The organism is Fimbriimonadaceae bacterium (assembly GCA_019454125.1).
Classification (GTDB): Bacteria; Armatimonadota; Fimbriimonadia; order Fimbriimonadales; family Fimbriimonadaceae; genus JALHNM01.
Window position 1 is genome coordinate 2,001,922 of the sequence record CP075365.1, and the last position, 26,128, is coordinate 2,028,049.

The following is a 26,128-nucleotide window of genomic DNA, read 5'->3' on the forward strand; positions in this document are numbered from 1 at the left end:
GGGGGATCGGCCGCTCCCCGCATTTGCATGACCGTCCATGCCTACTAGAAAGAAACCAGAAGTCGAAACGCCGACCGAAACCACCGCCAAAACGCGGTCTCGGCGCACCACCAAACCGGCCGAGCCGGAACCGACCCCGGCTGCGGAACCCCTAGAGGATAAGCCGAGGGCCGGTCGCAGGGGCCGGGCCGCCGCCAAGACCGCGCCGGAACCCGAGCCGGTCGAGGCTCCCGAGGCCGAGCCCGCCGCTCGGCGCACCCGAGCGAGAAAAGAAGTCGAAGCCCCCGTCGCCAACCCGGAGCCCCCGGTCGAAGAAAAGCCGGCGCGACGGGCCTCTTCGCGGCGCAAGAAGCCTGAGGAACCGTCCGCAACGCCGGAGCCCAAGGCCGAACCCGCCCGGGATGAGGACGCCAAACCCGTCAGACGAGCCCGTTCCACTTCTGAACGCAGGGACTCGGAGCCGGAGCTTGCCGACGCGATCCAGTGGAGGCCTCGGTCCCAAGAGCCCAGCGCCCCGAAGGAAGAGCCCGCCGAGGTCGTAGAGTCGGCCGCGGGCGAAGCCACGCTCGCTCCGCGCCGAAGCCGCACGAAGCGACGCCGCGACCGACAGGAAGCACCCATCACGGCAGAGGTCGTGGCCAAGCCCACCCCCGCGCCCAAGCTTCAGGCTGCCCGGCCCAAGCGCGAGGCGCCCAAGCCCGAGGCGCCTAAGACGGAGACCCGCAAGAGGCGTGAACCGGTGCCGATCCCGGACGACGCGGCACGGGTCGTCTCCCGCGACGGCGTGCCCGTCATCGTGCGGCACAAGACCGTCTTCCCGCCCGTCTGCTTCTTCGCCTCGGCCCAGGACGAGTCGCACTTCGCCACCGTCCTCGAAGAGGTCAAGCTGGCTTCGGAGCAAGGAATCCACCTCTTCTCGCTCCTTGTGGAGCTTGAAGTGGACCGACGGGCGTCGAACGACGCGGTCGCCGCGGCGCTCTACCTCGTCAAGAAAGTCTCCGCGGTCGACCCAGAGGCCCAGATACTCCTTCGCACCGTCCTCGTCGCGCCGAGCGGGTGGGAAGACCGCTTTCCGCGGGCGCGGTACCTCTCGGAGGACGGCGGCGTCGCCGATCCGAGCATTTGCGACGACCAGTTTTGGGAGGAGGCCGAGACCTGCGTGCGCGACTTCGTCGCCAAGGTCAGCAAGCTCGACACGGGCGGCAATGTCCTCGGTTTGCACCTGGAGCGCGGCGAGTGGTTCATCTCCTCGGCCAACGGCTACGACACCTCGATCGCCGCCCAGGAAGGCTTCCGAACGTGGCTCCGCCACCGGTACCGCGAGGACGCCGTCACCCTGCGCGCCTCCTGGTTCGACGGCCAAGTCCAGTTCGAGACGGTCGGCGTCCCCGAGGAGCAGGACCTGCGCCGGTCGGAGCACGCCTTCGTCCGCACCGACCGCAAGGCCCGACCCTGGGTGGACTACCACCTCTACCTCAGCGACTCGACCTGCGACCGGATCACCCAGCTTGCCTATACGGTCAAGGCCGCGAGCGAAGGGCGGTACCTGGTCGGCGTCAGCTACGGCTATACCTTCGAATGGTCGCACCCGCACAGCGGCCACCTCTCGCTCGGTAAGGTGCTGCGGTCCCCGGACATCGACTACATCGCGGGGCCTCCGAGTTATCGGAACCGGGAGCCGGGCGGAAGCGCCCCCTTCCCGGGCCCGATCGACTCCATCGCGCTGAACGGCAAGCTCTACATCAGCGAGGAGGATTTCAAGACCCCGATCAGCGGACGGCGCGAACCGGACGACTTCAACCCCGTGATGAAGACGCCGCAGGCCCTGGAGAGCGTCCACTGGCGGGGCATCGGCTCTGCCCTGGCCCACTGCGCCGGCATCTGTTGGATGGACACCTGGGGCAACGGCTGGTTGAACTCGCTCGGCATCTGGGAGCGGGCGGGCCGCGCCACCACCGCCCTCACTTGGCGTCTGGCGGCCCCCTTCGAGGCCCCCGACGTCGCCGTCTTCATCGACGAGCGCTCGCTCGCCTACCTGATCGACCCGCTCGCCTTCGAAGCGCTCGTCCAGAACGTGCGCGAGTCGGTGCTCCGCTCCGGGCTGAGCGTCGGCTTCTACCTGCTCAGCGACCTCGCCCACCGCGAGAACTTCCCGGACTCGAAACTCTACGTCTTCACCAACGCATGGGACATACGCCCCGAAGTCCGCTCCGCCATTAAGACGCGCCTCCAACGTGACGGCAAGGTGCTCTTCTGGATGTACGCGGCGGGCCTCTTCGAAGGCGGCCGCGAGAGCCTGGAACGCGTCCGCGAGGTCACCGGAATCGCCCTCCGGCCGCAACCCTTCAACAGCAAGACGGGCACGACCATCCTCAATTTCCGCGATCCCCTTTGCCAGGGGTTGCCGGACAAGGCCATGACCGCAGGGGGTCAGCTCGAGCCGAGCTACTTCGCCATTCCCGAGGACGGCCGCGTCCTCGGCGAGTACAGCGCGACCGGCCTGCCCAGCTTCGTCGTCCGCCATTTTGAAGAGAACTGGACGAGCGTCTTCCTTGGGGAGCCGATCGTATCGCCGGGGCTCTTCCGCGCGCTCGGCCAGCTTGCGGGCGCCCATGTTTGGAGTTTTGCCGACGACGTCGTGCACGTCCGGCCGCCGTTCCTCACCGTGCACTGCACGGGCACCGGGCTGCGCACCGTCGCCTTGCCCGAAAAGTGGGCGGCCTATTCGCTCAACACAGGCGAGTGGATGCCGACCGAATCGAACAGCCTACACTTCCACGCCCTCGACGGCGCCTCCCACTCCTTCGTGGTCGGCCTCCGGGGCGAGGTCGAGCACCTCATCGCGAACGACCCCGCCGAACTCCTGCGCATGGAGGTGCCGCCGCCCAAACGCGACGACACCCTGCACTGGGAGGCCGTCAGCTTCGATATCGCGATCATGAAGCTCGACGAATGGGTGGAGGAGAGCTGGGGCGACGACCTGGCCGACGACCTTTTGCTGAAGCCTTCGTTGCTGGATCCCGAGGAGGAGCCGGACGAAGACGACGACGCGGGCGACGGCCGCCAACGGTCGCGAGGCCGAAGGAGGCGACGTCGCCGACGCGGCGTGAACGGCCACGGCAGCGAAGAGGTCGCCACGGCACGGCGCGAAGGAGCCGACCGGGCCCGGGACAGCGAGAGCATGAATGTCGTCTTCCGAAAGCGTGAGTAGTTTCCGCGCAGGACTGGTCGCCGTCGTCGGCAAGCCGAACGTCGGCAAGAGTTCGCTGGTCAACGCCGTCGTCGGCCAAAAGGTCTCGATCGTCAGCGACAAGGCGCAGACCACGCGGAGGCGCATCCTCGGCATCGCGTCCCGGCCCGATTGGCAGATCGTCTTTGCCGACACCCCCGGACTGCACAAGCCGCAGCACCGGCTGGGGGCGATGCTGAACGAGACCATGCGCCAATCGCTTTCCGACGTCGACCTTGTGCTCGTCATGGTCGACGCGAGCCGCATGCCCGGCAAGGACGACCGGACCTTGGCGGAGATGGTCGCTTCGAGCCAGGGGGCTGGTGCCGGCCCGCCGCTCGTCCTCTGCCTAAACAAGATGGACCTGCTCAAGGCGGCCGACGTGCAGTCGCACTACGACGCCTATGCTGCCCTTTTCCCGACCGAACACATCATGCTGACCAGCGTGACGCGGGAGCAGAACGTGGACCGGCTCGTCGAACTGCTCGTCTCGCTCCTGCCGGAGGGCACCCCGCTCTACGACCCCGACGAGGTGACGGATCAACCCATGCGCGAGCTCGCGGCAGAGCTCGTGCGCGAGAAGATCTTGCGCCTCACGCGGCAAGAAGTGCCCCACGCCGTCCACGTGTACGTTGAAGAATGGGACGACTCAGGAGACCCCTCGCCCGAGGCTCCGGAGCCCCCACGCCCCTCCGGGGGTGAGGGGGTTGGGGGTGAGGGAGGCCCGGAGGGCACCGTGCACATCTCGATGGTCGTCCTCGTCGAGACCGAAGGGCAAAAGGCGATCGTCATCGGCCGGGGAGGACAGATGCTGAAGAAGATCGGGACCGAGGCGCGAATGGAGATCGAAGAGATGCTCGAACGGCACGTCTTTCTCCAGCTCTTCGTAAAGGTCCGGTCGCAATGGCGGGACAACCTGCGCATGCTTGGCGAGTTGGGGTTGAGGACCTAAGCGTCGATCTGAAGGCGGCCAAAGGAAGCCGAGAAAGCGCGCGGGGCCCACTTCGATTCGTCCTCCAGAACGCGCCCGGCGACACGGGCTAGACTGTCCAGCGGATGCGCGTGATCATGCTCTCGTGGGAATATCCGCCGAGGATCGTCGGCGGGATCAGTCCCCACGTATTCGACCTCTCCAAGGAACTCGTCAAGCTCGGGATCGAAGTGCATGTCGTCACCAAGCACACGCCGCTCGCCCCAGACGAGGAAATTGAGCCGAGCGGGGTCCACGTGCACCGTGTCCACCTGGACCAAGAGCCCCACAACTTCGTCCACGAGATCCAGCTGCTCAACAAGGCGACCGACCTGCGCGTGCGCCGGCTCCTGGAAGATTGGCGCCCGGGCGGTCAGCCGACCCTTTTCCACGCCCACGACTGGCTGAGCCTGGACGCCGCGCGCGAACTCAAGTACGAGTACCAGCTCCCCGTCGTCGCGACCGTCCACGCCACCGAATGGGGGCGCAACAACGGCATCCGCACCGGCATCAGCAAGTACATCCACGACCAGGAATATTGGCTGACCTACGAAGCCTGGCGCGTGATCGTGTGCAGCCAATTCATGCAAGAGGAAGTCGAGCGGTACTTCAGCTGTCCGGCCGACAAGGTCGACGTCATCTACAACGGGGTGGACCCGGCCAAGTTCGAGTTCGACGCGACGGCGGAAGAGGAGGCGACCTGGCGCGGGCGCCTGGCCCGCCCGGACGAGAACATCGTGATGTACGTGGGCCGGTTTGTGCGGGAGAAGGGCATCCACATCCTCTTGAACGCGGCCAGCGCGGTCCTCGCTGAAGAACCAAACACCAAGTTCGTCATCGTCGGCGGCGGGTACCGGGAGAACCTCGAGCGGTTCGTCCGCTGGTATGGGCTGCGCGACAAGGTGCTCTTCACGGGCTTCATGGCGAACCGCTCGCTCCACCAGCTCTACCGGGTCGCGGACGTCGCCGTCTTCCCTTCCCTTTACGAACCCTTCGGGATCGTGGCCTTGGAAGGCATGGCCGCGGGGTGCGCGGTGGTCGCGAGCGATGCAGGCGGGCTGAATGAGGTCGTCCTGCACGACGAGACCGGCACGAGCAGCTACGCAGGGGACCATGGGTCGCTGGCTTGGGCCATCCTCCGCGTGCTGCGCGAGCCCGAACGGGCCGCGAAGCTGAAGAAGAAGGCTCGCGCCCGCCTGGACACCGACTTCAACTGGGAGAACATCGCGCGCCAGACCGCCGGCGTCTACGAGCGCGTCTGGCAGGAGTTCACCCAGAGCTACTGGGTCGATCGGACGCTGTGGCCGTTGGCCCCTGGTGCGGAAGAGCGGGCCGAGCGGCTGCGAGTCCGGGACAAGGCGCTCACGGGCGCCTATGTGCCGCGCCCGATGTCGCCCGTGGCGATCCCAGAATCCCGGATCGACCCGGACGCCGCCCTGGCCGCAGGCAAGACGGAAGAAGAAGAGCGAGACACGTGAGGCCCGACCTCCAAATGAAAAGAAATCCTGTAGAACATGCGCAATCCGTTTGAAAGCAGGTTGCACCGCAATAGGTCGACATGGCTGCGCACTAAGAAAGACCGGTTCGTCTATTTTTATCGGCATCGAGTGGATCTCCGATGGTCGTTCCTAAGCACCATCTGGGCGGTGTCCTGGGGGCTCGTCGGGTTTACTAACGAGGGCCTTTGGGCATCACCCCTTTCTTCTTCACTAACAGTGGCAAGTGGAATCGCCCTACTGCTTACCTATAGGGGCGTCGTCATTCAGCTAGGTGAGCTCTGGACGGACAAGAGCCTCCAAGCATCTAGGATCACGCTCGATAAACGCCACCCTCCCGGCGCGACGGCCGTGGTGACCACTCGCGGGTATTGCTTTACTTACCCAGAACTGAATAGACACCTTCTTCGGAAAGGTTGTCCAAAGGGGATAGCCCTCACTGGCAAGTTTCCTCTTACCCCAGGAGCGATCAGGGTGACTCCCTATGCTCTCTTACAGCGCTTTCCAAACACGCACAACGATAGAAAACTGCGCCTGGTTTCACCACCAAGCGAGTTACAGGACAGTAGCTCGCTTGTGCGCCTCCAAGAATCGGACTACTTCTCGTATCTCGCTACCTGCCTAATGACAGGCTGGGCTCTTGCAAAGTTTGAAGGCGAAGTTTATGACGGGGAATCCTTCGTAGCGAACGATAAGTCCTGGCACGAGTATCATGACGCGCTGTCCGCCCATCACATCGGCATCAGCGGCATCTTCGTCACTAGCGACTTCAAGATTATTGTTCAGGTCCAGACAATCGACAATACAAACGATGTAGGTGACCTTGTCCCCTCCTCGTCCGGCTCACTCGACCTGAGCGACATCGCACGCGAGACCTTCGACGAGGCAATCTTTGAGGGAATTTTGCGGGAAGGGGTGGAAGAACTGGGAGTTTCTCGCTCCCTGTTCCCTCGCGTCAAAAAGAAGCTCCTTTACGGGATGGCGGTAGACCCTGGACGAGGGCACGTGACGGACTTCTTCAGCGTCTTCTTTCTCGACGAACCCTACGCCGACTTCATCGCAAAGTGCTCTTTCGAACGATCGGACAAGAGACAATGGCCAGTCGATCCGATCGCACTAGACTTCGGATCGCGCGAACGTTGTCTTTCCAGCCTTGGGGCGGCACTCGACGAGCTAAGAAGCCGAGAGATACGACAAGCCGGCAGCGTGTTGCAGGTTTCACTCCAGCTACTGTTGGCTTCCATGAGAGACCCAGAATCCTGGCCCATTCTTGAGAGGGCCGCGACGAAGAGAGTGGGTTGACGGGCCTCACTCGAACGCCGACCAATCCCCCAAGTACAGCACCTCTTCTTCGATCGAGACGCCGAAACGGTCTTGGACCAGGCGGCGCGCGATCTGGGCGAGCTCGCGGATCTCGGTCGCCGTCGCGGACTGCACGTTGACGATGAAATTGGCATGGCGGCGCGCGATCATCGCGCCCCCGTGGCGGTAGCCCACCAGACCGGTGTGCTGGATGAGATAGCCCGCCGGGACGACCCCCGCCTCGCGCAGGCTCGCCGGCAACCCGGGCAGCCCGTCCGCCAACCGCTCGTCGTAAACGTTCTTGAAAAAACTGCCCGCGCTGGCTGGCGACGGTTGCTTTAGGATCCGCTGCCGCTGGTACTCCCGCGCCTCGTCGTAAATCGCCTTCGGCGGGCGCGAGGGGAGCCGCAACCTTGCCCGCACGAGCGCGACCGGCGGCGGGGTGGCACGGCGCAAGATTGAGTCTCGATAAGCGAACCGCATGAAGGCAGGCTCGACCCACTGGCGCGCGCCGTCCACCACGACTTCGATCGCCTCAAGGAACTCGGAGACGTTCGAGCGATAAGCGCCCGCGTTGCTCACAAGAGCCCCGCCGAGAGTGCCCGGGATCCCGACGGCGAACTCCAGCCCCCCGAGCCGCGCTTGCGCACACTTCAAGAAGAGCTCCTGGAAGCCGCAGCCACAGTCGGCGGTGACGACGCCCTCCTCGCCGATCTCGATCGCCCGCGCCTCGTTCAGCACGACGATACCGGGCACGCCCCTATCGCTGGGCAAAACGTTGCTGCCCCACCCGAGGACCGTGAGCGGCATCCCGGACCGGTGCGCCCACGCCGTCATCTCCGCGAACTCGTCCGCAGTCGCCGCTCGGACGAAGCGCTCCGCCGGGCCGCCCGCGCGCAAGGTCGTGAAGGGCTTGAGCGAGCGGTTGCGGTCGATACGGCCGGGATCCAACGGGGTCGCGGTCATGCGGTGCCACCCAGGCCGAACGCCCGCTTCGGAGTCGAAATGCTGGGCTCGGCGAGATAGGTGGGGACCAGGGCGGCGGGGTCCATCGTCGCGAGCCGGGCGAGGAGCGGCCCCGCATTCGCAGCGTCCGGCACCACGCCTTGACGGTGGGGGAGGCCATAGCCCACCGCGCAGATCGGAGGCGCGGGCACGCGCTCGACTTCCCCGCTGGCTGCCCGGCGCAAGAAGAACTCTCCCTTCCGGCTTGGCACGAAGACGTCACGGTCGCAAGCGACCAGGTCGAACGCAGTGAGTCCGGCTGAGGGACGCTGGAGGGCAAACGCCCACGCCTTGGCCATCGTCACGCCGACCCTCACGCCCGTGAAACTCCCCGGCCCCGTGTCCGCCACGAAGACCTCTACCTGGGAAAGTTCGACGCCCGCTGAGCGCAAGACCTCGCCCACCAGCCGGGCAAGGGTGCCGCTCGCGCGGCCAAAGCCTTCGTCGCCTGCCGAGCCGAGCAAAACTCCCTCGGCCGAGAAAAGGGCCGCGCTCACCCACGGGCTGGACGTGCTGCAGACAAGCTTCATGAACCGCGCCGGGCAAGCAACTTGGCCAAGAGATCGTTGACCAGTTCCGTGTCCGCTTTCAAAGTGGCGTCGTCGACCGAGCGATAGGTGAGCAGCCAGAACGCGAGATCGTTGAAGCCGATCGCGTGCAGCACGTTGAGAGGGGCCCCGTCCTTGGTGCCATAGCGCCAAACGGTGGCGACCTCGGCGCCCGCCCGGTTGTACTTCGGCGCGGCGTCCTTGCGGAGCCGCACCTGGTCGTACTCCTTGAGGCTCCCGGACGCGTCCGCAGTCAGGGCGCGCAGCGCCTCGATCGCGGTCCCGCCCCGCGCGGTGAGCATAATCCGACCTCTCAGGCTCGGGTGGGTCAGCGTCCCGTCGGAAGCGAGCTGCCAGCCCTCGGGAAGGAAGATGTCGTAGGGATCCGAGGCTTCGCCCACGCGCGCGCGGACTGGGCCGACATAGCCGTCGCCCTTGCCTGCGTCCGCGGGCTTCAGCACGATCGTGTTCTTCTTGGGTTGCGGCGCGATGACGGGCTGGCTGGGGTCTTCGCCTTCCGGAAGTTGGCCGCTGATCGTGCGCAGCGTAAGCAAGGCGTCGCGCCACTTCTGCTCAGCCTCGGGCGCCTGCTCGACCGGCGCGGTCATGCGGAACTGGAACTTCTCGGGCGTCCGGGAATAAAGCAAGCCGACCAAGGTCGAGACGCGGGCGCCCTCTTCCGCATAGCGCAGCCGCGTGAACAGCATGGGCACGCCGAGGAACTCCTCCTGCCACTGGTTCTCCACGGTTCGGCCCATGGCCTCGCTGACTTCCTTCTGCACGCTTTGCCACTCCTCGGCGGTCTGGCGGAAGACCGCGTTATAGATCTGGGCCGTGGCCTTGCCGTTGTTCGCGAGGGGAATCTCGATGGTCGTGCCGACGCGCTCTTTGCGCATGGTCCAGTCGGCCGGCATCTCTAGGGAAAGGCCCAGCTTCGGATCCGAATAAACCTGCTTCTGGGGCGCCTCTTGCGCGGAGAGCAGAACGGCGGCGATCAGCGCGCATGCCATAGTAGTCCCAGACTAGACGATTCGGAAGCTCCTCACGCACCGAGGGGCCTAATCTTCCGTCAGGACGATTCTCCCGGGCAAACCCGGGCCGGCTCTGCCACCGCAGGTTGCGCGGCGGGCTTGCGGTTGCTCGCCAAGGCGACGCCTGCGACCGTCACGACCAAGCCCACCGCCTCGCTCGCGTGCAAGGGCGAGCCCAGCAAGATCCATGCGAAGAACGCAGCCGCAGGGGGGATGAAGTACTGCACCATCGTCGCCCGCGCCGCCCCGACCTCGCCCAAGCCCTTGTAGTAGGCGGAGAACCCCAGCATGCCCGCGACCACGACAAGGTAGGCGAGCGCCACCCAGGCGTTCCAGGAGACCGCGCCCCAGTCCGTTCTTGCGGCCGCCATCGTCCCATAAGGGAGCATCACGATCGCCGCCCCCGGCAGGGTCAGTGCGAGCGAGGCGAACGGGGTGACGGAAGTCACGACGGGCCGCAAGACCACCGCGGAAAGCGCCCAGACGACCGCCGCCGCCAGCACCATCAGCGCGCCCCAGGTCTCACCGTTGGAGCCCTGGCCACGGCCCAAGATCGCGATCGCCACGCCGAGAAAGCCCACTAACGAGCCCAAAACGAGGCGGGGCGTCATGCGCTCCTGCCCTGCCGCCGCGCCGATGAGCATGGTGAGGATCGGCACCGTCGCGAGGGCGATGGCACCCAGGGCCGCAGGAGACTTCCCCATACCTTCCAAGAAGAGGAGCATATAGACCCCGCTCCCAAGGAAACCGCCCAGGTTGAAGGTCCAGAACGTGCCCTTCGGGTATCTCAAAGACCCGCCCGAAGCGAGCACCGCACCGGCCACGGCCAGGGACATGCCGACATAGCGGACAAGGCCCGCGGCGGCTGGCTGGACGTCGTGGAAAAGGATCTTGAGCGCGCTGAAGTTCGCGGCCCATGCCACGACGACAAACGCCAAGTACGGGCTGAAGTTCCACCGTCGCCCTGCGTCCACCGCGGCTAGTATAGGGCTCACAAAGCGAGAAGGACAGGGACAGATGCTCTGTTCCGACCGTGTATCCTTCGCCCTGCCATGTCCCAGACCGTCGAAGAGCTTGAAAGGCAGATCTATATGCTAAAGGAACAACTGGCGGAAGCCCGCCGCAACGCCGAGCCGGAGCCGATCCAGGACTTTGAGCTCCACAACGGAAGCGGCCCTATCAAGCTTTCCGCACTGTTCGGAGCCCACGAAGATTTGTTAGTGATCCACAACATGGGGGCCAGTTGCTCCTACTGCACGCTCTGGGCGGACGGGCTCAACACGTACCTGCCGCTCGTGGCCTCGCGGATGGCGGCGGTGCTAGTCTCGCCGGACGACCCGGAAACGCAGGCCAGGCTCGCTGCCCACCGGGGCTGGAAGTTTCGTGTGGTCTCCGATCAATCGCGCAAGTTCACGACTGCGATGGGCTTCTATGGCGAGGAGGGCTGGGCGCCGGGGGCGAGCGGTTTCCGCCGCGTGGGCGATCGCGTCTACCGCACCAACAAGACCAACTTCGGCCCGGGCGACGACTTCTGCCCGGTGTGGCCGCTGATGGACTTGGTCGGTGGCCCCAAGGGCTGGGAGCCGGGCGACGCCTTCGGGAACTGACCCTCGTCCCTAGAACCGATGTCGCGCAAGCCCAAGGCCAGGCTCCATTTCGAAGAACCCTTCGAACTGGCCCTGCCGAGCCGGACGGTAGCCGTCGCCTTGCGGCGGTCCACCCGGGCGCGCCGCGCTCGGCTGCAAGTCTCAGCCGCCGGAGTCACCCTGACGGTCCCCGAGCGGCTTCCGCGCCGGGAAGCGATCGACGCCGCCCTGAAGTTTGCCGCGTGGATCGACCGCCATCTGAAGAAGATCGAAGGTGAGCGCGTAGGCGAGGAAGCCGCCCTGCTTTGGCGCGGAGAACCGCTTGAAATCGTGGAAGGGGGCGGGCCCTTCCTTGAGGGGAGCTGCCTCACCGTGCCTGAAGGCTGGGATCGAGCGAGGATCGGGGCCGCGCTGCGCGAGTACGCCGACCCGCTCCTCAGACGCCGGGTCGAAGAGCTTGGCGCCGTCACGGGGCTTCGCCCGAGCAAGGTCCGCATTCTGGACCAGCGGACCAAATGGGGCGCCTGCACCGCCCGCGGGACGGTGACCCTGAATTGGCGGTTGGCCATGGCCCCGCCCGCCGTGATGGACTACGTCCTTCTCCACGAGCTCTGCCACCTGCGGGAGCTGAACCACTCGGCGCGGTTCTGGGCGCTTGTCGAGACGCATTGTCCCGACTGGCGCGAGCACCGGGGCTGGCTCCGGAGGCACGGGGCCAGCCTCGGCGCGCGCTGACTTACTTCGGATCCCTGAGCAGCCACACGGGCTTGAAGAGGAACGACCGCGCCAGGGAGACCTGGTCTGCCGCATGCTCGCCCGATTCGGCCACGCCGGGCGGCAGGACGCTCCTTGCAAAGGGCCCTTCGCCGAATCCCGTGATCTGGATGTACGCCCCCCGGTTGCTATAAGCGACCCGGGTGCCGTCCGGTGCGGGGAAGCTTGCCGCGGTATAGACCCAACCCGCGGGGTCTGCCCCGTACCGGGCCGCCATCGCCTGGAAGGCAGCCTCGGCCGCTTCTTTCGCCACGTCCACCGGGTCGCGCCCAGCGAGATAATCCACCTTGGTCGCCCGGTCCATCGCCTGGAGCATCACACTCGGCTGCACCGCGACCTCGAAGAACCGCTCGCTCGTGAAGTTGCCGACACTTTGCCGGAAGAGCTTGCCCCTCAATTGCCGCACGGCTTCTTCATAGACCGCGGCGGAAGGCGAGCCGTTGTCGAGCCAGCCGTCGAAGGCGCCGAGCGTCTGCCACTCTGCCGAGGGCGTAGGCCCGGCCCTGGCCATCGCCTCTTTGAAGTACGGCATGAAGGAAGCGTCCCCTTCGTCAAAGTGGGAAACGCCCCAGACCGCCCGCTCCAGGTCGCCCTGGGTGAGCACCGGCCGCCTCAAGAACTTATGAAGCGGCTGGTTCCGGAAGAGCCGACCCCATGCCGGCGTGTCACCGTTGGGCCACCAGCTGGCCGGTTTGTTGTTCCAGTTCACGAGGAGGCCCGTTTTCGGGTCGTCGACGGCGGGCAGGTCGCTGGTCGGCAGGGTGCCCTGCCACTGGTTCTCGGGCATATCGCGCACGGGGAAGCGCGCGTCAAGCCCTTCGGCGCGCTTGGGGAAGCGCCCTGTGTAGCGCCACCCGATATGGCCGTCGGCGGTGGCGAAGAAGAAGTTGAAGTTCACCGCGATGCGGGACCTGGCGTCGTCGAGCTCGGCGACGCTTCTCGCGCGGTACATGTCAAAGAGGCTGGACCAGCTCGCCAGCTCGCGCTTCCAATGGCCGGTCTCTACGCTGAAGACGGCCTTCCCGCCTTTGCTTTTCAGCAGGACCGGGCCGTGGTGAGTACGCTCTGCCACGAAGTCCACCGGATCCTGGCCCTTCACCTTGATCGAGTAGCGGATCTTCTCCAAGGGCCGCGTCTCGGCGCCGAACTTGTACGACTCGCCTTCCAGCGGGGCCCAGAAGATATCGGCGAGGTCGCCGACGCCGGTTGTCAGCCCCCAGGCCATATAAGGGGTGTTACCCACGACGATCGCAGGAACGCCCGGGACGTCGATGCCAGCGACGCGCAACCCCGGAGCGTCCAGCGCCACCTCGTGCACGATCGAAGGAACGGTCAGCCCCATCTGCGGCCCGCTAAGGAGGATCGGTCTGCCGTTCGCAGACCGGCTGGCCGCGACCACGATCGCGTAGGAGCCCGTCTTGTAGGGCGCGGAAGCGCTTTGTGCCAGGAGCGTCTGGTCTGTGTCGTTCGCGGCGCGGATCGAGGAGGCGAGCTCCAGCAAATTGACGTTTGGCAGGTCTTGGAGTTGGCGCGCGGTCACTTCCCTTCCGGGGGGCGAATACTTGGGCCGCTCCGCGATCTTGGGGTCGTCAAAGTCGCCGAGCGTCGGGATCGCGCGCGGATCGTTGAACCAGAGGAAATCGTCGAGGACATCGACCGCCCGGTCCTTCACGGGCTGCGTTTTGAGGTACTGCCAAAGGGCGAAGTTGCGAAGCTCGCCCGCTCCGCCCGTCCCGAAGCGCCGCGCGAGCATCACCGAGATCGCGGCCGAGTCGGTCTCCGTCCACGGCTCGGGCTGGAAGCCGTTCTCGGCGTAGCCCTTGGGCAGGGTGCCGGCCGCCTTGCGCGCGTCGATCTCGGCATTCACGCCCCGTGCGTACTCCCGGAAGGCGGTGCGCGCCGTCTCCGGCAGGGCCGCAATCATCTCGCGGTACTCGTCGTCCGTGTAGGCGTCGGATAGGGCGTCCTTGTCCGAGTTCAAAGAGTCCTTGCCGAAGACCTCCGACATCCGACCGCGGGCCACGCGGCGGCTCGTCTCCATTTGCCAGAGCCGGTCTTCGGCGACCACCTTGCCGAACGCGAAGCACGCCTCCTCAAAGGTCGGTGCCGTCACTTTCGCCACACCGTAGGCGTCGCGCTCGACGGCCAAGCGCGGCGGGGCGAGAAGGGCCATGCCAAGTAAAAGGGCGTGCATCGCCGCCTTTGTACCCGCGCCGGGTTTATGGAAGGGAGCGGCGGTCCGAGCCCGTCAGCGACTTCCTCGAAAACGCGCGGTAGACCAGGTATCCAAGTCCGCCGATCACGAGGACGGGGATCAGGACCTTGAAGACCAGCGCGATCGCCCAAGTGAGGACCGACCCCGCCAGCCACAGGGCAAGGACGCCCAGCGCAATGTACAGGAGCAGCTTGCCTATTCCGTTGTTCGAACCCATAGTCGGTACTTAATGAGACGAGCCGAAGGCGGATTCGCCACCGGCCGCTTTGGCCTCTGTCCGTGCTTACCCGTCGCAGGACCGTTGGGTGGCACCCGGGCCTTTGCGCCGGGACTCTCGGCCCGACTCTGCGATAAACCGCTCCCGCCGGCATAATCTCCGGATAGGCGTGGGAAACTTTCAAGTCTTACGGGCGGCGACCCCGTGGAAGGAGGCGGACCGCTTGCTGGCGATCCATCCCGCCTCAATGGTCGAATGGCTCACCCGCTTCCTCGCCGACGAGTGCATCCGGCGTCGAGGGTTTTCGCGCGTCGTCCTCGGCCTGAGCGGCGGGGCGGATTCTGCCGTCAGCGCCTATCTTTGTGCCCGTGCCTTCGGGCCCGAGAACGTGACGGCGGTGCGCATGCCGTTCCGCCTGTCCTCGCCTGAGAGCCTCGACCACGCCGACCTCGTGATCGACGCCCTCGCCGTGCGCTGCGCCACCGTCGACATCACCCCAATGGTCGACGGGTACATCCTTCGGACAGATCCGGACGCTTCGCCCACGCGGGTCGGCAACGTCTGCGCGCGGTGCCGCACGGCCATCCTCTACGACCTCTCCGCTAAGCTGGGCGCGATGACGGTCGGCACTTCGAACAAGAGCGAGAGGATGCTGGGCTACTTCACCTGGCACGGTGACGACGCCCCGGCGGTGAACCCGCTGGGCGACCTCTTCAAGACCCAGGTTTGGGACGTGGCGCGGGAACTGGGCGTGCCGAGCGCGATCGTGAACAAGCCCCCCACCGCAGACCTTGTCAAGGGGCAGACCGACGAGGGCGACATCGGAGTCTCCTATCAAGAGGCCGACCGCATCCTCGTCCACCTGGCTCGCGGCGTGCAAGAACGCAAGCTGGTGGAGTGGGGATACGATCCCGCAAAGGTCCGGCTGGTCTATGCGCGGGTGGCGGGAAGCCACTGGAAGCGGCATTTGCCGACTGTCGCGATGGTCTCCGACTCGGCGATCAACGAATCCTACTTAAGGCCGGTGGACTATTGACGGCCTCGCGCCGCCTAATCGTTTCGGGGCACGTGCAAGGCGTGGGCTTCCGGGCCTTCGTGGTCCGCGAGGCGCTGGGCCTCGGCCTCTCCGGCGAGGTCTGGAACCGTGCCGATGGCGCGGTGGAGCTACTTGCGGCAGGGCCGGAGGCCGACCTGGACAAGCTCGGCGAGCGGCTCTGGTCGGGGCCGGGCCGGGTGGACGGCGTCCTAGCGGAGCCGGCCTCCCCGGTCCTGGCACAAGGGTTCTCGGTCGCCCCGAGCCGCTAGGAGCGGCCCGGGATGCCGGGCTCGGTGAGAAGGGCGGGGTCGAGCGCCTTCGCCAAAGTCTCTTCGTCGAGCAGTCCTTGTTCGCGCACGACCTCGGGGATCGTCTTCTTCTCTGCCAGCGCCTGCTTCACGACTTGCGCCGCCTTTTGGTAGCCGACATAAACGTTAAGGGCAGTCGCGAGCGAAGGCGATGTTTCCGCGTAGTGCTTACAACGCTCCTCGTCTGCCACGATCCCTAAGACGCAATTGTCAATATAGGTCTCGATCGCGTTCGTGAGGATCATGATCGCGAACTGGGCCGAGAAGGCCATCCCCGGCATCATAACGTTGAGTTCGAGCTGTCCTCCGCGTACGCTATCGTCTAGGGCCTGGCACTGGCCCAGCACCTGGAAAAGCACGATGTTCATGTTCTCCGGGATGCTCGGGTTGACCTTGCCGGGCATGATCGAAGACCCCGGCTGCACGGCGGGAAGCCGGATCTCGGCCAGGCCCGTGAGCGGCCCGCTCGCCATGAGCCGCAGGTCGTTCGTGATGCGGGTGAGCTCGTTCGCGAGGAGCCGGAGGCCGGCGCCGAGCGCGGACATGCAGAGTTGGCTCTGCATCGCTTCGCGCAGGTCCTGCGCGGGGCGGAAGGGGAGGCCTGTGGCCTCGCCCAAAAGCTCGACGACGCGCTTGCGGTAGTCGGGGTGCGTGTTCAGTCCGGTGCCCGCCGCACTCCCTCCGATGCCCAGCTCTTCCAACTCGTATGCAGCGTGGTCCAGCCATCTCCGGCAGCGACGGATGGAGACGCTATAGGCCATGAATTCCTGGCCAAGTCGCACTGGTACCGCGTCTTGCAAGTGGGTCCTTCCGCTCTTTAGGACGCCGTCGAATTCCACGCCCTTTTGGGCAAATGCGTCGGCTAAACGGTCGACCGAGTGCAACAAGTCTTCCAGCATGACGCGGGCCATGACCCGCATTGCCGTCGGGAACGTGTCGTTCGTCGATTGGCCATAGTTCACGTGGTCGTTCGGGTTGACCCTTTGGTACTCTCCACGGTTCCCACCCAGAAGCTCTTCAGCACGGTTCGCAAGCACCTCGTTCGTGTTCATGTTGAAGCTTGTGCCCGCGCCCATGTGGAAGACGTCGACTGGGAACTGGTCGCGCAACCCGCCGTTCAAGACCTCGTCGGCCGCTTGCTGGATGGCCTTGCCGATCTCCGCGTCGAGCAAGCCGAGCTCCGTGTTCGCCTGCGCGCACGCCCTCTTGAGGAGCACATAGGCGTCGATCATCCGGGGGTGCTCGGTCAGGCCGCTGATCTGGAACAGGCGTCGGCTCCGCTCCGCCTGACTGCCCCAATAGGCTTCCGTGCTGACCTCGACTTCGCCGAGAGAATCCTTCTCAATTCGAGTTCCCATGCTCGCCCGAGTCTACCGGTGCATGCGGCCCCGATGAGGCCGGGCGAGCCCTCACAAGGCGGCCAAGTCTTGCCATACTGGTTCCATGCTGGTCGGAATCGTCGGGTGCGGAGGAATGGGCAACGTGCACGCCTCCAAGTACACGCAGTTACGGGGCGTCGGACTGGCCGCCTACGACGCCGACCCGGAGCGGCTGGCCGCTTTCTGTACCAGGCACAAGGCGACGCCGACCCAGAGCTTTGAGGAACTTTTGAAGGGGGCGCAGGCGGTGGACGTGTGCCTCCCGACTGACCTTCACGTCCAGACCGCTCGCCAGGCCCTAGAAGCGGGCAAGCCGACGCTTCTGGAAAAGCCGATGGCGCCAAGTGTCGCGGAATGCCGCGAGCTCGGTCGCCTCGCGCGCGAGAAGGGGGTCGCCCTGATGCCGGCCCAGGTCGTGCGCTGGTTCCCCGAGCACCGCGCCGCGCACAAAGCCATCGTTGCCGGCCAGATCGGCAAACCGGCTTCCCTCCGCCTGCACCGCGGGGGAAAGGCGCCGAGCGGCGCGGGCGGCTGGTTCCAGGATTACGCGCGGTCCGGCGGCGTCTTGCTGGACCTGGCCGTCCACGATTTCGACTGGCTGAACTGGACGCTCGGAAAGCCGACGACCGTATACGCCCAGTCCGTGCGGTTCGGCAAGACCGTGACCGAAGACTTCGTGGGGGACTATGCCCTCACCACGATCCGCTATGAAAACGGGGCGGTGGCGCACGTGGAGAGCACCTGGCTGGACCCCAGCGGCTTCAGCACCGCCATCGACGCGGCCGGCAGCGAGGGCCTGATCGAGTACGACTCTCGGCGCAACCCCTCGCTGCGCCTGCACCAAGAATCGGGATCGCGCGCCGAAAACAATTACTCGGCCGCGGACGACCCCTACTACCGCCAAATCTCGGCCTTCGTCGAGACCGTGCGGCAGGGCGGCACGCTACCCGTGACGCCGGAAGAAGGAGCGAACGCGGTCGCCGTCGCCCTAGCCGCGATCGAAAGCGCGCGCACGGGGCGGCCCGTCACGCCCGATTGGACCGAGACGCCGCCCTTCCAGGTCGGTGCGGCGGGCTAGCCGCCTACGCCGTGCCAGATGCCACCACGTCCAAGGCCGGGTAGTCGATGTAACCCGTCGGCCCGGGCGTGTAGAAGGTCTCTGTGTTCCATTCCGCCAAGGGCGCGCCACGGCGGAACCGCTCGGGCAAGTCCGGGTTTGAAATGAACGGACGGCCAAACGCCACCAGGTCCGCCCCCAGGTCAAGCGCCTTCAACGCGCGCTCCAGCGTATAGCCCCCGCACACGATGAGGGGGCCCCGGAAAGCTTGGCGGATCGCCGGAGTGGCCTGGTCTTCGGGCGAATCGAGCGCGCCCACGACGTGAAGGTACGCGATCTTGCGCTCTTGCGCCTGCTCTGCAACATAACGGTACGTCTCGACCAAGTCGCTATGGGTCATGCCGCGGCCCAGGTTGTGCGGGCTCAGCCGAAGACCGACGTTCTCAGCGGGCAGGTACTCCAGGATCGCGTCCAAGACCTCCATGCAGAAGCGCGCGCGGTTCTCGATCGAGCCGCCATACCGGTCGGTCCGCAGGTTCGTTCCGTCACGTAGGAACTGCTCGACCAGGTACCCGTTTGCCCCGTGGATCTCGACCCCGTCGAACCCCGCGCGGTCCGCCGCCTCGGCCGCCCGGCGATAGTCGTCGACGATCGAAGGGATCTCCGCCGTCTCCAGTGCGCGCGGCGTGTCGAAATCCTCCATCCCGTTCGGCGTTCGAATCTGTCCCTCCGGCTTCACCGCGCTGGGTGCGACGGGGCGGGCGTTGGCGTTCTGCCACATCCGGTGCGAAATGCGGCCCACGTGCCAGAGCTGGCAGAAGATGCGGCCGCTCGCGTGGTGGACCGCGTTCGTCACGTGCTTCCAGGCGGCTTCTTGCTGGACCGTCCAGATGCCGGGGGTCCCCTCATAGCCGACCCCGGACGGGCTGATGGAGGTCGCCTCGCTCACGATGAGCCCCGCTCCGCTGCGCTGGCGGTAGTACTCAGCGATCATCTCGTTCGGGATGCGCTCAGCCCCCGCGCGGCTACGCGTGAGCGGCGCCATCACGATCCGGTTCGGCAGCGTGACGGTCCCAAGGCGGTATGGCGAGAGCAGGCTGTCCAGCACATCTAATAGAATGCCTCGGATCGCCCATTCGTCGCCCAGGCCCTAGTCCGCCGCCGGGCGGCGCGTCATTTGGCCCGCTTGGAGAGCGAAACCTCGCGCTGCTTGCCGTCGTCCTGAATGCTCGGCATCTTTGCGGCGAGCCGCGTAAAGAGCTCCGCAAGGCCGTTCTCGTACCAGCTCTTGGCGGTCGGGTTCGGCTTGTAGACCGGCCCCTGGTAGACCTGCAGCTCGGCTTGCGAGAGTGGGAAGGCTTGGGAAATCTCGGCGTAGGCCTTGTCGATCTTTGGGTTGTCGAGGAACGACCACCACCCCATGAGGAACGTCCCGCTGAGCTCATAAGGGCCATAGCCCTTCCCACCCAAATCCGCCGCGCCGTAGCGGTAAAGGCCGTTCCACCCGTCCATAAAGTTCTTCGTGCGCCAGAACTTGGTGGAGTTGTCCGGCGGAACGAGGACTACGTCTGCCATCTGCTTCGAAAGGCCCTTGAACACGCGGTCCATGTACTTGGCGTCGGAACTCCCCGGTTCCTGGGCGTTGCGGAGCGAGTTGACATAAAGCGCGAACCGGTGGAAGTGGGACGTGTCCATCACGACGTCGCTCTTCTTCTTGGGGACCAAGCCCGGTTGATAGGTCGAGTAACCCGCGTAGGCGTCGTCCGGGTGGTCCGTCCAGCCGCCCACCTGAAAGAGCCAGCCGCCCTGCGGAGTGAACTCGCTCTCGGCACGGACCACGCGCATGGCCGTGTCCACGATCTCTCGTAGGGTAGCGGACTTAGGGTTCTTCACGCCTGTCTTGCGCTCGACATAGATGAGGTCCGAGGCAACCGCGAAGATGAAGAACTCCTCGTCGGTGTACGCCTTGAAGTGCGACCTTGCCGGATTGCTGAGGGACAGCTTGTGGCGGACGCGCTCGCCCACTCCAGTGAACGGTTTGTGGTCGAAAGCGATCGCGTCTTCCGTGGTCCACCGGGCCACGACCGCGTCGGTCAGCACCTTGTTCAGTTCGGGGGCGACGTCGCTTTTGCGGCCCGTCATCGCGCTGAGGGCTAAGAACCGGGAAGGGACGTAAAGATACTGGAAGCGCGAGAGCGGGTTCTTGCACCACTGGTCGCGGGGCACCTTCACGAACCGCTTGAACTGGGCTTCGTACTGCGAGATCCACGCCTCCTCGTCCATTAAGAAAGCGGCCTGCAACGGCACCATCAGGAAGTGGCCGTGCAAGTAGGCGAGCGAGTCGTTCCAAGAGTCTCGCGAGAGGTACTTGGCGATGTTCGCGTCGAACAGCTCCCGATCCCTCTCCGTCACCTCGACACGCGCCTTGGGCGGGGCCACGGTGGCGGGCTCCGTCTTGTGAAGCATCCCAGCGATCCAGAGGGCCAGTTCCAGCATGTCACCTACTATGACGACGGGCCGACGCTTGCGGCTGAGCGTCGACCCGACAATTGGGACCCGAAGACGGTCTTAGTCGTCGTCCTGCTCGTTCAGCTGGACGTTTCGCCGCACGGGCGGACGCGGGGTCTTCGCCCCTTTGATCGCGCCCCAAAGAATGTCCTTCAGCTCGATGTCGGGCAACGACTCCTCCTGGAAGCGGCTGATGAGCCTGGCGCTGTCGGCCGACCGGTAGGCGTCCGGCTGGTTGATCTCACCGATGATCTCCTTCGCGGGCTTGATCGCGGTAAAAGTCTCCGCGTTGTCCGGGGTCTTGGCGAAGAAGCGGAACGGCTCGGCGATCGCCACCAGCTGGTTCCAGGGCTTCATGCCGAGCAAGGCCGAGATGGAATGGAGCACCGAGTCGGTGTTGTAGAAGCGGGAGTCGTGGGTGCCTCGGGGCACGTAGGGGCTCACGACGAAGCAGATCGAGCGGTGGCAGTCGACGTGGTCGTAGCCAGCTTGCGCGTCGTCCTCGATCACGAAGATCGCGGTCTTCGTCCAGTACGGGCTCTTCGAGACCGCCTCAACCAGCAATCCCACCGCATAGTCGTTGTCCGCGACCATGGCGCGGGGGCTGAAACCGCCCGCCCGGGTGCCGGCCGTATGGTCGTTCCCCATCCGGACGAGGGAGAGGGCGGGCAACTTGCCGTTCTTGACGAACTCGTCGAACTCCGCTTTCCAGGCTTCAAACCGGGACTTGAACCCGCCGAACTCTTTGAGCTGGTTCTGGCTCGGGTTGGCATATTCGTGCCAGGCCGGGCTCTCGGCATAGGCGAGGTCGTACCGCCGGTAGTTCAGGTCCGTGTGCTCCAGCAGGGCCCTTTTCGTCGGCTTGTTGTCCTCGCTGACGGGCGTGCCTTGCGGAGTCACGGTCGCGTCTCCAAAGGCGGTGTACATGCCGTAGTTGCGGTACGTCTTCCCCGCCTTGGCGGCCGCGTCCCAGATGTAGCCGCCGTCCGGCTCGCTCACGTCGCGCAGCCCGAGCAGGTCGACCGCGGTGCCGTTGTTCTGGCCCTCGAAGTCGTACTCCCGGCCACGGCCCGCGTAGTTGTACCGGCTGTTCCGCTGGTTGTACTCGTTCGCCATGCCCGCCACAGACCAGCTCCAGCCGTCCGCGCTCACCTCCGCGCAGACGTAGAAGTTGTCGAGGAGGGCGAAGCGCTCGGCAAGGGCGTGCTGGTTCGGCGTCACCTCTTTCGGGAAGAGGCAGATCTCAGGGTCGCCGTTGCCCTTCTCGTAGTCGCCAAGCACCTGGTCGTACGTGCGGTTCTCCTTGACCACATAGATGCAGTGCTCGATGCCGGGGTTGTAAGTCTTGTAGAGCTCGGCGAAGCGGGCGAGTTCCGCGAAGCGGTTGTTCGCGACCACCTTCTCCGTCATCGCCGCAAGGGCCTTGCGGCTAGGGACCGGCATCATGCTGACGGTGCCCTGCATCACGCGAAGCGGGTGCCGCTCGTTCGAGCTGTCCGGTACATTGTTGGGGTTCAGGGACTCTATGCCCTTGGCGCTCGCGACGAAGAGCCGGGCGCCGTCCGGCGAGACCGCGACCGACGTCGGGTACCAACCCGTCGGGATATAGCCCTCAAGCTCGCGCGTCGCCACTTCGATGACGGCCACCGCGTTGATGTCGGCGCAGGCGACGAAGAGCGTCTTCTCGTCCGGAGAAAGCGCCATGCCCAGGGGCGTGGTCCCCGGGAAGCCGCGCACCGCGTCCGGCCGCACCAGGATGGTGGCCAAGACTCTGCTGCTTCGCGTGTCGATGATAGTCACCGTGTCCCCGCCGGAGTTCGCCACGAACAACCGCGTCTGGTCGCGGTTGAGCATCAAGTGGGTGGGTTCGGAGCCGGTTTTGATGTCGCGGACGACCCGGCCCTCCGTTAGGCTCACGACCTGGACGACCCCGTCGCGCTCGCTGGTGACATAGGCTTTACGGTCTCTCTGCGGCCCTTTAGTGAGGAGCTTGACGTCAAGCGGAAAGCCCGCCGTCGAGATCTGCGCCTCGCGCTGGCCCGTCTTCAGGTCCATCACGACCAGTTCGCCTTTGAAATCGGTGAAGGCGCTGGTGCCGTTGTGGACTACGAGCAGCTTGCCGCCCGTAGAATCCAGCGCGATGCCGGCCGCCTGGGCGCGGAGGGCGTCCTCCTTTGCCGGGGGCGCCGTGCGGATCGACCGGAGCGGCTTCGCGAGGCTTCCGTCCGGCATCGCCTTGCACTCGGTGACGGAGTCCATGGAGCCGTTCGCCGCGTAGACGAGGCGGCCATCCCCGCTGAGCGGCCCCCAGGCGATGCCGAAGTAAAGGCTCTGCCTCTCGTCATCGGTGCGGCCGTTGAAGTCCTGCTGGCCGACGATCTCGCCCGTCTTCGTATCGATCACGCTCAGGAACTCGCGGTGCCCCGCCGTGGTGACGAGAAGGCTGCGCCCGTCCGGCGAGAGCGCCATGTTGCAGGGGAAATAGCCCGGGTCTACGTGCTTGCCGATCGGCGAGATGACCTGGCCGGTCGAGATCGGCTGGGCGTCTTGCCGGTCCTGCACGAGGACAGAGGCAAGGACGAGCGAAGTTATCACCGCTCCAGTTTGCCCAGATGGCCCGCGGCCCGGCTTGGCCAACGGCGCTTCTTGGAGCGGTCTCTTAACCTAGGACGCAAACCTCGCAAATATGCGGATGGTGCCCCTCCCCGGATTTCAGGGAGGCGTGCTCGGGAGCCGGTTACTTGTCGAGCGTGACCTTTACGCGCTCGCGGATCGCGGCCTGCGCGGCCGAGAGCCGCGCGATCGGCACGCGGAAGGGCGAGCACGAGACGTAGTCCAGCCCGATTTCGTGGCAGAAGTAGATGGACTCGGGATCCCCGCCGTGCTCGCCACAGATGCCGCATTTCAGCCCGTCGCGCGCCCCGCGGCCCTCCTCGACCGACATCCGCATCAGGCGTCCTACACCCGTGCGGTCGATCGACTCGAACGGGTTCGTCGGCAAGATCTTGTCCTCGACGTACTTCTGGAGGAACTTGCCTTCGGCGTCGTCCCGGCTATAGCCGAACGTCATCTGGGTGAGGTCGTTCGTGCCGAAGCTGAAGAACTGGGCGAACTCGGCGATCTCGGCGGAAGTCAGCGCCGCGCGCGGGATTTCGATCATCGTACCGAAGAGGTACGGCACCTGGACGCCGGTCTCCAGCATCACCTCCTTGGCCACGCGCTCCAGCTGCACCTGGACGACCCGGAGCTCGTTCACATGCCCGACGAGCGGGATCATGATCTCTGGTTGGACGTCCACGCCCTGCGCCTTCAGCTTGCAGGCCGCGCCCATGATCGCGCGGGTCTGCATCTCGACGATCCCCGGGAAGACGACGGAAAGGCGGACGCCGCGCAGGCCCATCATCGGGTTGGCCTCGCGCATGCTCTCGACCGCTTCCAACATGGTCTCCTTCTCCGCCAGAATCCCCTTGAGCCCTTGGCCTCCCGTCAAATTCGCGGCGATGCGGAGCTCGGTGGCTTCGCGGAGCAGCTCGTCGTGCGAGGGCAGGAACTCGTGCAGCGGCGGGTCGATCAGGCGGATCGTCACCGGCTTGCCCGCCATGACCCGGAAGATGCCCTCGAAGTCGGCTTGCTGGACCGCGAGGAGTTTCGCAAGCGCAGCCTCGCGAACGTGCTCGTTCTTGGCAAGGATCATGTCGCGGACGATCGGCAGCCGGTCTGGCTCAAAGAACATGTGCTCTGTGCGGCAGAGTCCGATGCCTTCCGCGCCAAAGTCGATCGCCTGCTGGCTATCGCGCGGGTTGTCCGCGTTCGTCCTGACGCGCAGGCGCCGGAACTCGTCGCACCAGCCCATAAGTATCCCGAAGTGGCCACTCACGTCCGGCGGGATAAGTGCAAGTTCCAGGTTATAAATCTTACCGGTTGAGCCGTCTATCGTGACCAAGTCGCCTTCGTTCACGACCACGTCGCCCACCGTCATCCGTGCGTTGTGCTCATCGACTGTGATCGCCTCACAACCCGCCACGCACGGGATTCCGAAACCGCGCGCGACGACCGCCGCGTGCGAGGTCTTCCCGCCACGTGCCGTGAGGATGCCCTGCGCGGCAAGCATTCCGTGGACGTCGTCGGGGTTTGTCTCGTCGCGAATGAGCACGACCTTTTGGCCCTGGCCCCCAAGACGCTCGGCCGAGTCCGCGTTAAAGACGGCCTTGCCGACCGCCGCACCTGGCGAAGCGGCCAAGCCCTGGGCGACCGGCTTGATCCCACGGTCCGTAACATAGACCTCGTCGATGCGCGGGTGCAAAAGTTGGTCCAGGTGCGAGGCGGTGACGCGCTGGATCGCGGTCTCCTTATCGATCAAGCCCTGTTCGACCATCTCGACGGCCATGCGCACGCCCGCTGGGCCGGTCCGCTTGCCCGCGCGACACTGGAGCATGAAGAGCCGACCCTTTTCGATCGTGAACTCCAGGTCCATCATGTCCTTGTAATGGCCCTCGAGCCGGTGGCATATCGCGACGAACTCGTCGTAAACGGCGCGGTTCTGCTCGGCCAGCTCGCTGATCGGCACCGGAGTGCGCGTCCCTGCGACCACGTCTTCACCTTGGGCGTTCATCAGGTATTCGCCGTAGAGCAAGTTCTCGCCGGTCGAGGGGTCTCGGGTGAAGGCGACGCCCGTGCCGCAGTCTTCGCCCAGGTTGCCGAAGACCATCGCTTGGACGTTCACGGCGGTGCCGATCTCGTCCGGAATCTTCTCGGTGCGGCGATAGACGATGGCGCGGTCGTTGTTCCAGCTGCGGAAGACGGCCTCGATCGCCATCTCAAGCTGCTGCCAGGGGTCGCCGGGGAAACCGTGCCCCGTCTCCTTCAGGACGAGCGCGAGGAAATCGGTACAGAGGTGCTTCAGATCCTCGGCCGAAAGGTCGGTGTCGAGCTTGGCGCCCTTCTGCTTCTTCATGTCGTGGAGCAGGGCCTCGAACTTCGCCTTCGGGACGTCCAACACGACGTCGCTGAACATCGCGATGAAGCGGCGGTTAGCGTCGTAGGCGAAACGCTCGTCCCCGCTCTGTCGCACAACACCCGCGAGGGTCTCTTGGTTCAAGCCCAGGTTGAGGATCGTGTCCATCATTCCGGGCATCGAGAACTTGGCGCCCGAGCGGACCGAAAGGAGAAGCGGGTTTGACGCGTCGCCGAACTTCTTGCCGAGGTCGTGCTCGATCGAGGCGACCGCGGCGCGCACGTCGTCCATCAGCCCGGCCGGCAGCCGGCGGTCGTTCGCGTAGTACTCGTTGCAGACCGCCGTGGTGATCGTCAGTCCGGGAGGTACCGGCAAGCCGATATTGCTCATCTCGGAAAGGTTCGCCCCCTTTCCACCCAACAGATCCCGCATGGTGGCGTTCCCTTCCCGGAACAAGTAAACGCGTTTTTCGCTCATCTCTTAATTCGTCCTTGGCGACGGGCCGCGCGCCGT

20 protein-coding genes are annotated in these 26,128 nt (G+C 65.5%); 9 read left to right on the plus strand and 11 right to left on the minus strand.

All coding sequences use genetic code 11. The annotated features are described in order from the left end of the window. Window positions 1-37: 37 nt before the first annotated feature. From KF733_09840 to KF733_09855, 4 genes are all read left to right on the plus strand, one after another. Window positions 38-3,211, plus strand: coding sequence for a hypothetical protein (locus KF733_09840; protein ID QYK55303.1), 3,174 nt, complete (start codon window positions 38-40; stop codon window positions 3,209-3,211). Continuing rightward, window positions 3,204-4,181 (plus strand): GTPase Era, encoded by a 978-nt coding sequence (gene era / locus KF733_09845; GenBank protein ID QYK55304.1) that lies wholly within the window; start codon window positions 3,204-3,206, stop codon window positions 4,179-4,181. The genes KF733_09840 and era overlap by 8 nt, the downstream gene beginning before the upstream one ends. 104 nt (window positions 4,182-4,285) lie before the next feature. Further along, window positions 4,286-5,677, plus strand: coding sequence for a glycosyltransferase family 4 protein (locus KF733_09850; GenBank protein QYK55305.1), 1,392 nt, complete (start codon window positions 4,286-4,288; stop codon window positions 5,675-5,677). Between the two features lie 594 nt (window positions 5,678-6,271). After that, window positions 6,272-6,997, plus strand: coding sequence for a hypothetical protein (locus KF733_09855; GenBank protein QYK55306.1), 726 nt, complete (start codon window positions 6,272-6,274; stop codon window positions 6,995-6,997). Window positions 6,998-7,003: 6 nt separating this feature from the next. Here the strand turns inward: KF733_09855 and murB are convergent, their stop codons facing one another. Genes murB through KF733_09875 form a run of 4 tightly spaced genes read right to left on the minus strand, consistent with a single transcriptional unit; the run spans window position 7,004 to window position 10,555 of the window. Continuing rightward, window positions 7,004-7,963, minus strand: a complete 960-nt coding sequence (gene murB / locus KF733_09860; protein ID QYK55307.1) for a UDP-N-acetylmuramate dehydrogenase — start codon at window positions 7,961-7,963, stop codon at window positions 7,004-7,006. Next, the gene (gene tsaB, locus KF733_09865) at window positions 7,960-8,532 is read right to left on the minus strand and encodes a tRNA (adenosine(37)-N6)-threonylcarbamoyltransferase complex dimerization subunit type 1 TsaB (GenBank protein QYK55308.1); all 573 of its coding nucleotides are present in this window, start codon (window positions 8,530-8,532) and stop codon (window positions 7,960-7,962) included. Before tsaB ends, murB begins: the two co-directional genes overlap by 4 nt. After that, window positions 8,529-9,560: a hypothetical protein gene (locus tag KF733_09870; GenBank protein QYK55309.1), complete on the minus strand. Its 1,032-nt coding sequence runs from the start codon at window positions 9,558-9,560 to the stop codon at window positions 8,529-8,531. The genes tsaB and KF733_09870 overlap by 4 nt, the downstream gene beginning before the upstream one ends. Before the next feature lie 59 nt (window positions 9,561-9,619). Next, a complete protein-coding gene (locus KF733_09875; protein ID QYK55310.1) occupies window positions 9,620-10,555 on the minus strand; it encodes a DMT family transporter in 936 nt (311 codons plus the stop codon). 78 nt (window positions 10,556-10,633) lie between these two features. On the opposite strand from KF733_09875, the gene KF733_09880 reads away from it, so the two are divergent. Further along, window positions 10,634-11,188, plus strand: coding sequence for a DUF899 family protein (locus tag KF733_09880; GenBank protein QYK55311.1), 555 nt, complete (start codon window positions 10,634-10,636; stop codon window positions 11,186-11,188). A gap of 18 nt (window positions 11,189-11,206) precedes the next feature. Further along, window positions 11,207-11,902 carry a M48 family metallopeptidase gene (locus KF733_09885; protein ID QYK55312.1) on the plus strand — a complete coding sequence of 232 codons (696 nt, stop codon included), beginning with the start codon at window positions 11,207-11,209 and terminating at the stop codon, window positions 11,900-11,902. Between the two features lies 1 nt (window position 11,903). On the opposite strand, the gene KF733_09890 is transcribed toward KF733_09885, so the two are convergent. Then, the gene (locus KF733_09890) at window positions 11,904-14,135 is read right to left on the minus strand and encodes a penicillin acylase family protein (GenBank protein QYK55313.1); all 2,232 of its coding nucleotides are present in this window, start codon (window positions 14,133-14,135) and stop codon (window positions 11,904-11,906) included. Window positions 14,136-14,160: 25 nt separating this feature from the next. Further along, a complete protein-coding gene (locus tag KF733_09895; protein QYK55314.1) occupies window positions 14,161-14,373 on the minus strand; it encodes a DUF5326 family protein in 213 nt (70 codons plus the stop codon). A 169-nt stretch (window positions 14,374-14,542) separates the two neighbouring features. Here KF733_09895 and KF733_09900 point away from each other — a divergent pair, with 169 nt between their 5' ends. Next, window positions 14,543-15,409, plus strand: a complete 867-nt coding sequence (locus KF733_09900) for an NAD+ synthase (GenBank protein ID QYK55315.1) — start codon at window positions 14,543-14,545, stop codon at window positions 15,407-15,409. Beyond that, window positions 15,406-15,678 (plus strand): acylphosphatase, encoded by a 273-nt coding sequence (locus KF733_09905; protein QYK55316.1) that lies wholly within the window; start codon window positions 15,406-15,408, stop codon window positions 15,676-15,678. Before KF733_09900 ends, KF733_09905 begins: the two co-directional genes overlap by 4 nt. Here the strand turns inward: KF733_09905 and KF733_09910 are convergent. Then, the gene (locus KF733_09910; protein ID QYK55317.1) at window positions 15,675-17,075 is read right to left on the minus strand and encodes an aspartate ammonia-lyase; all 1,401 of its coding nucleotides are present in this window, start codon (window positions 17,073-17,075) and stop codon (window positions 15,675-15,677) included. The two genes, KF733_09905 and KF733_09910, sit on opposite strands and share 4 nt — an antisense overlap. A gap of 85 nt (window positions 17,076-17,160) precedes the next feature. Here KF733_09910 and KF733_09915 point away from each other — a divergent pair, with 85 nt between their 5' ends. Continuing rightward, a complete protein-coding gene (locus tag KF733_09915) occupies window positions 17,161-18,174 on the plus strand; it encodes a Gfo/Idh/MocA family oxidoreductase (GenBank protein ID QYK55318.1) in 1,014 nt (337 codons plus the stop codon). A gap of 4 nt (window positions 18,175-18,178) precedes the next feature. On the opposite strand, the gene KF733_09920 is transcribed toward KF733_09915, so the two are convergent. The 4 genes from KF733_09920 to ppdK form a co-directional block, all read right to left on the minus strand. Beyond that, entirely contained in the window at window positions 18,179-19,261 is a 1,083-nt protein-coding gene (locus KF733_09920) for an alkene reductase (GenBank protein ID QYK55319.1), read from the minus strand. Window positions 19,262-19,326: 65 nt separating this feature from the next. Next, window positions 19,327-20,649: a hypothetical protein gene (locus KF733_09925; GenBank protein QYK55320.1), complete on the minus strand. Its 1,323-nt coding sequence runs from the start codon at window positions 20,647-20,649 to the stop codon at window positions 19,327-19,329. Between the two features lie 72 nt (window positions 20,650-20,721). Continuing rightward, the gene (locus tag KF733_09930) at window positions 20,722-23,256 is read right to left on the minus strand and encodes a hypothetical protein (protein ID QYK55321.1); all 2,535 of its coding nucleotides are present in this window, start codon (window positions 23,254-23,256) and stop codon (window positions 20,722-20,724) included. Between the two features lie 142 nt (window positions 23,257-23,398). Next, window positions 23,399-26,092: a pyruvate, phosphate dikinase gene (gene ppdK / locus KF733_09935; protein ID QYK55322.1), complete on the minus strand. Its 2,694-nt coding sequence runs from the start codon at window positions 26,090-26,092 to the stop codon at window positions 23,399-23,401. Window positions 26,093-26,128 lie beyond the last annotated feature (36 nt).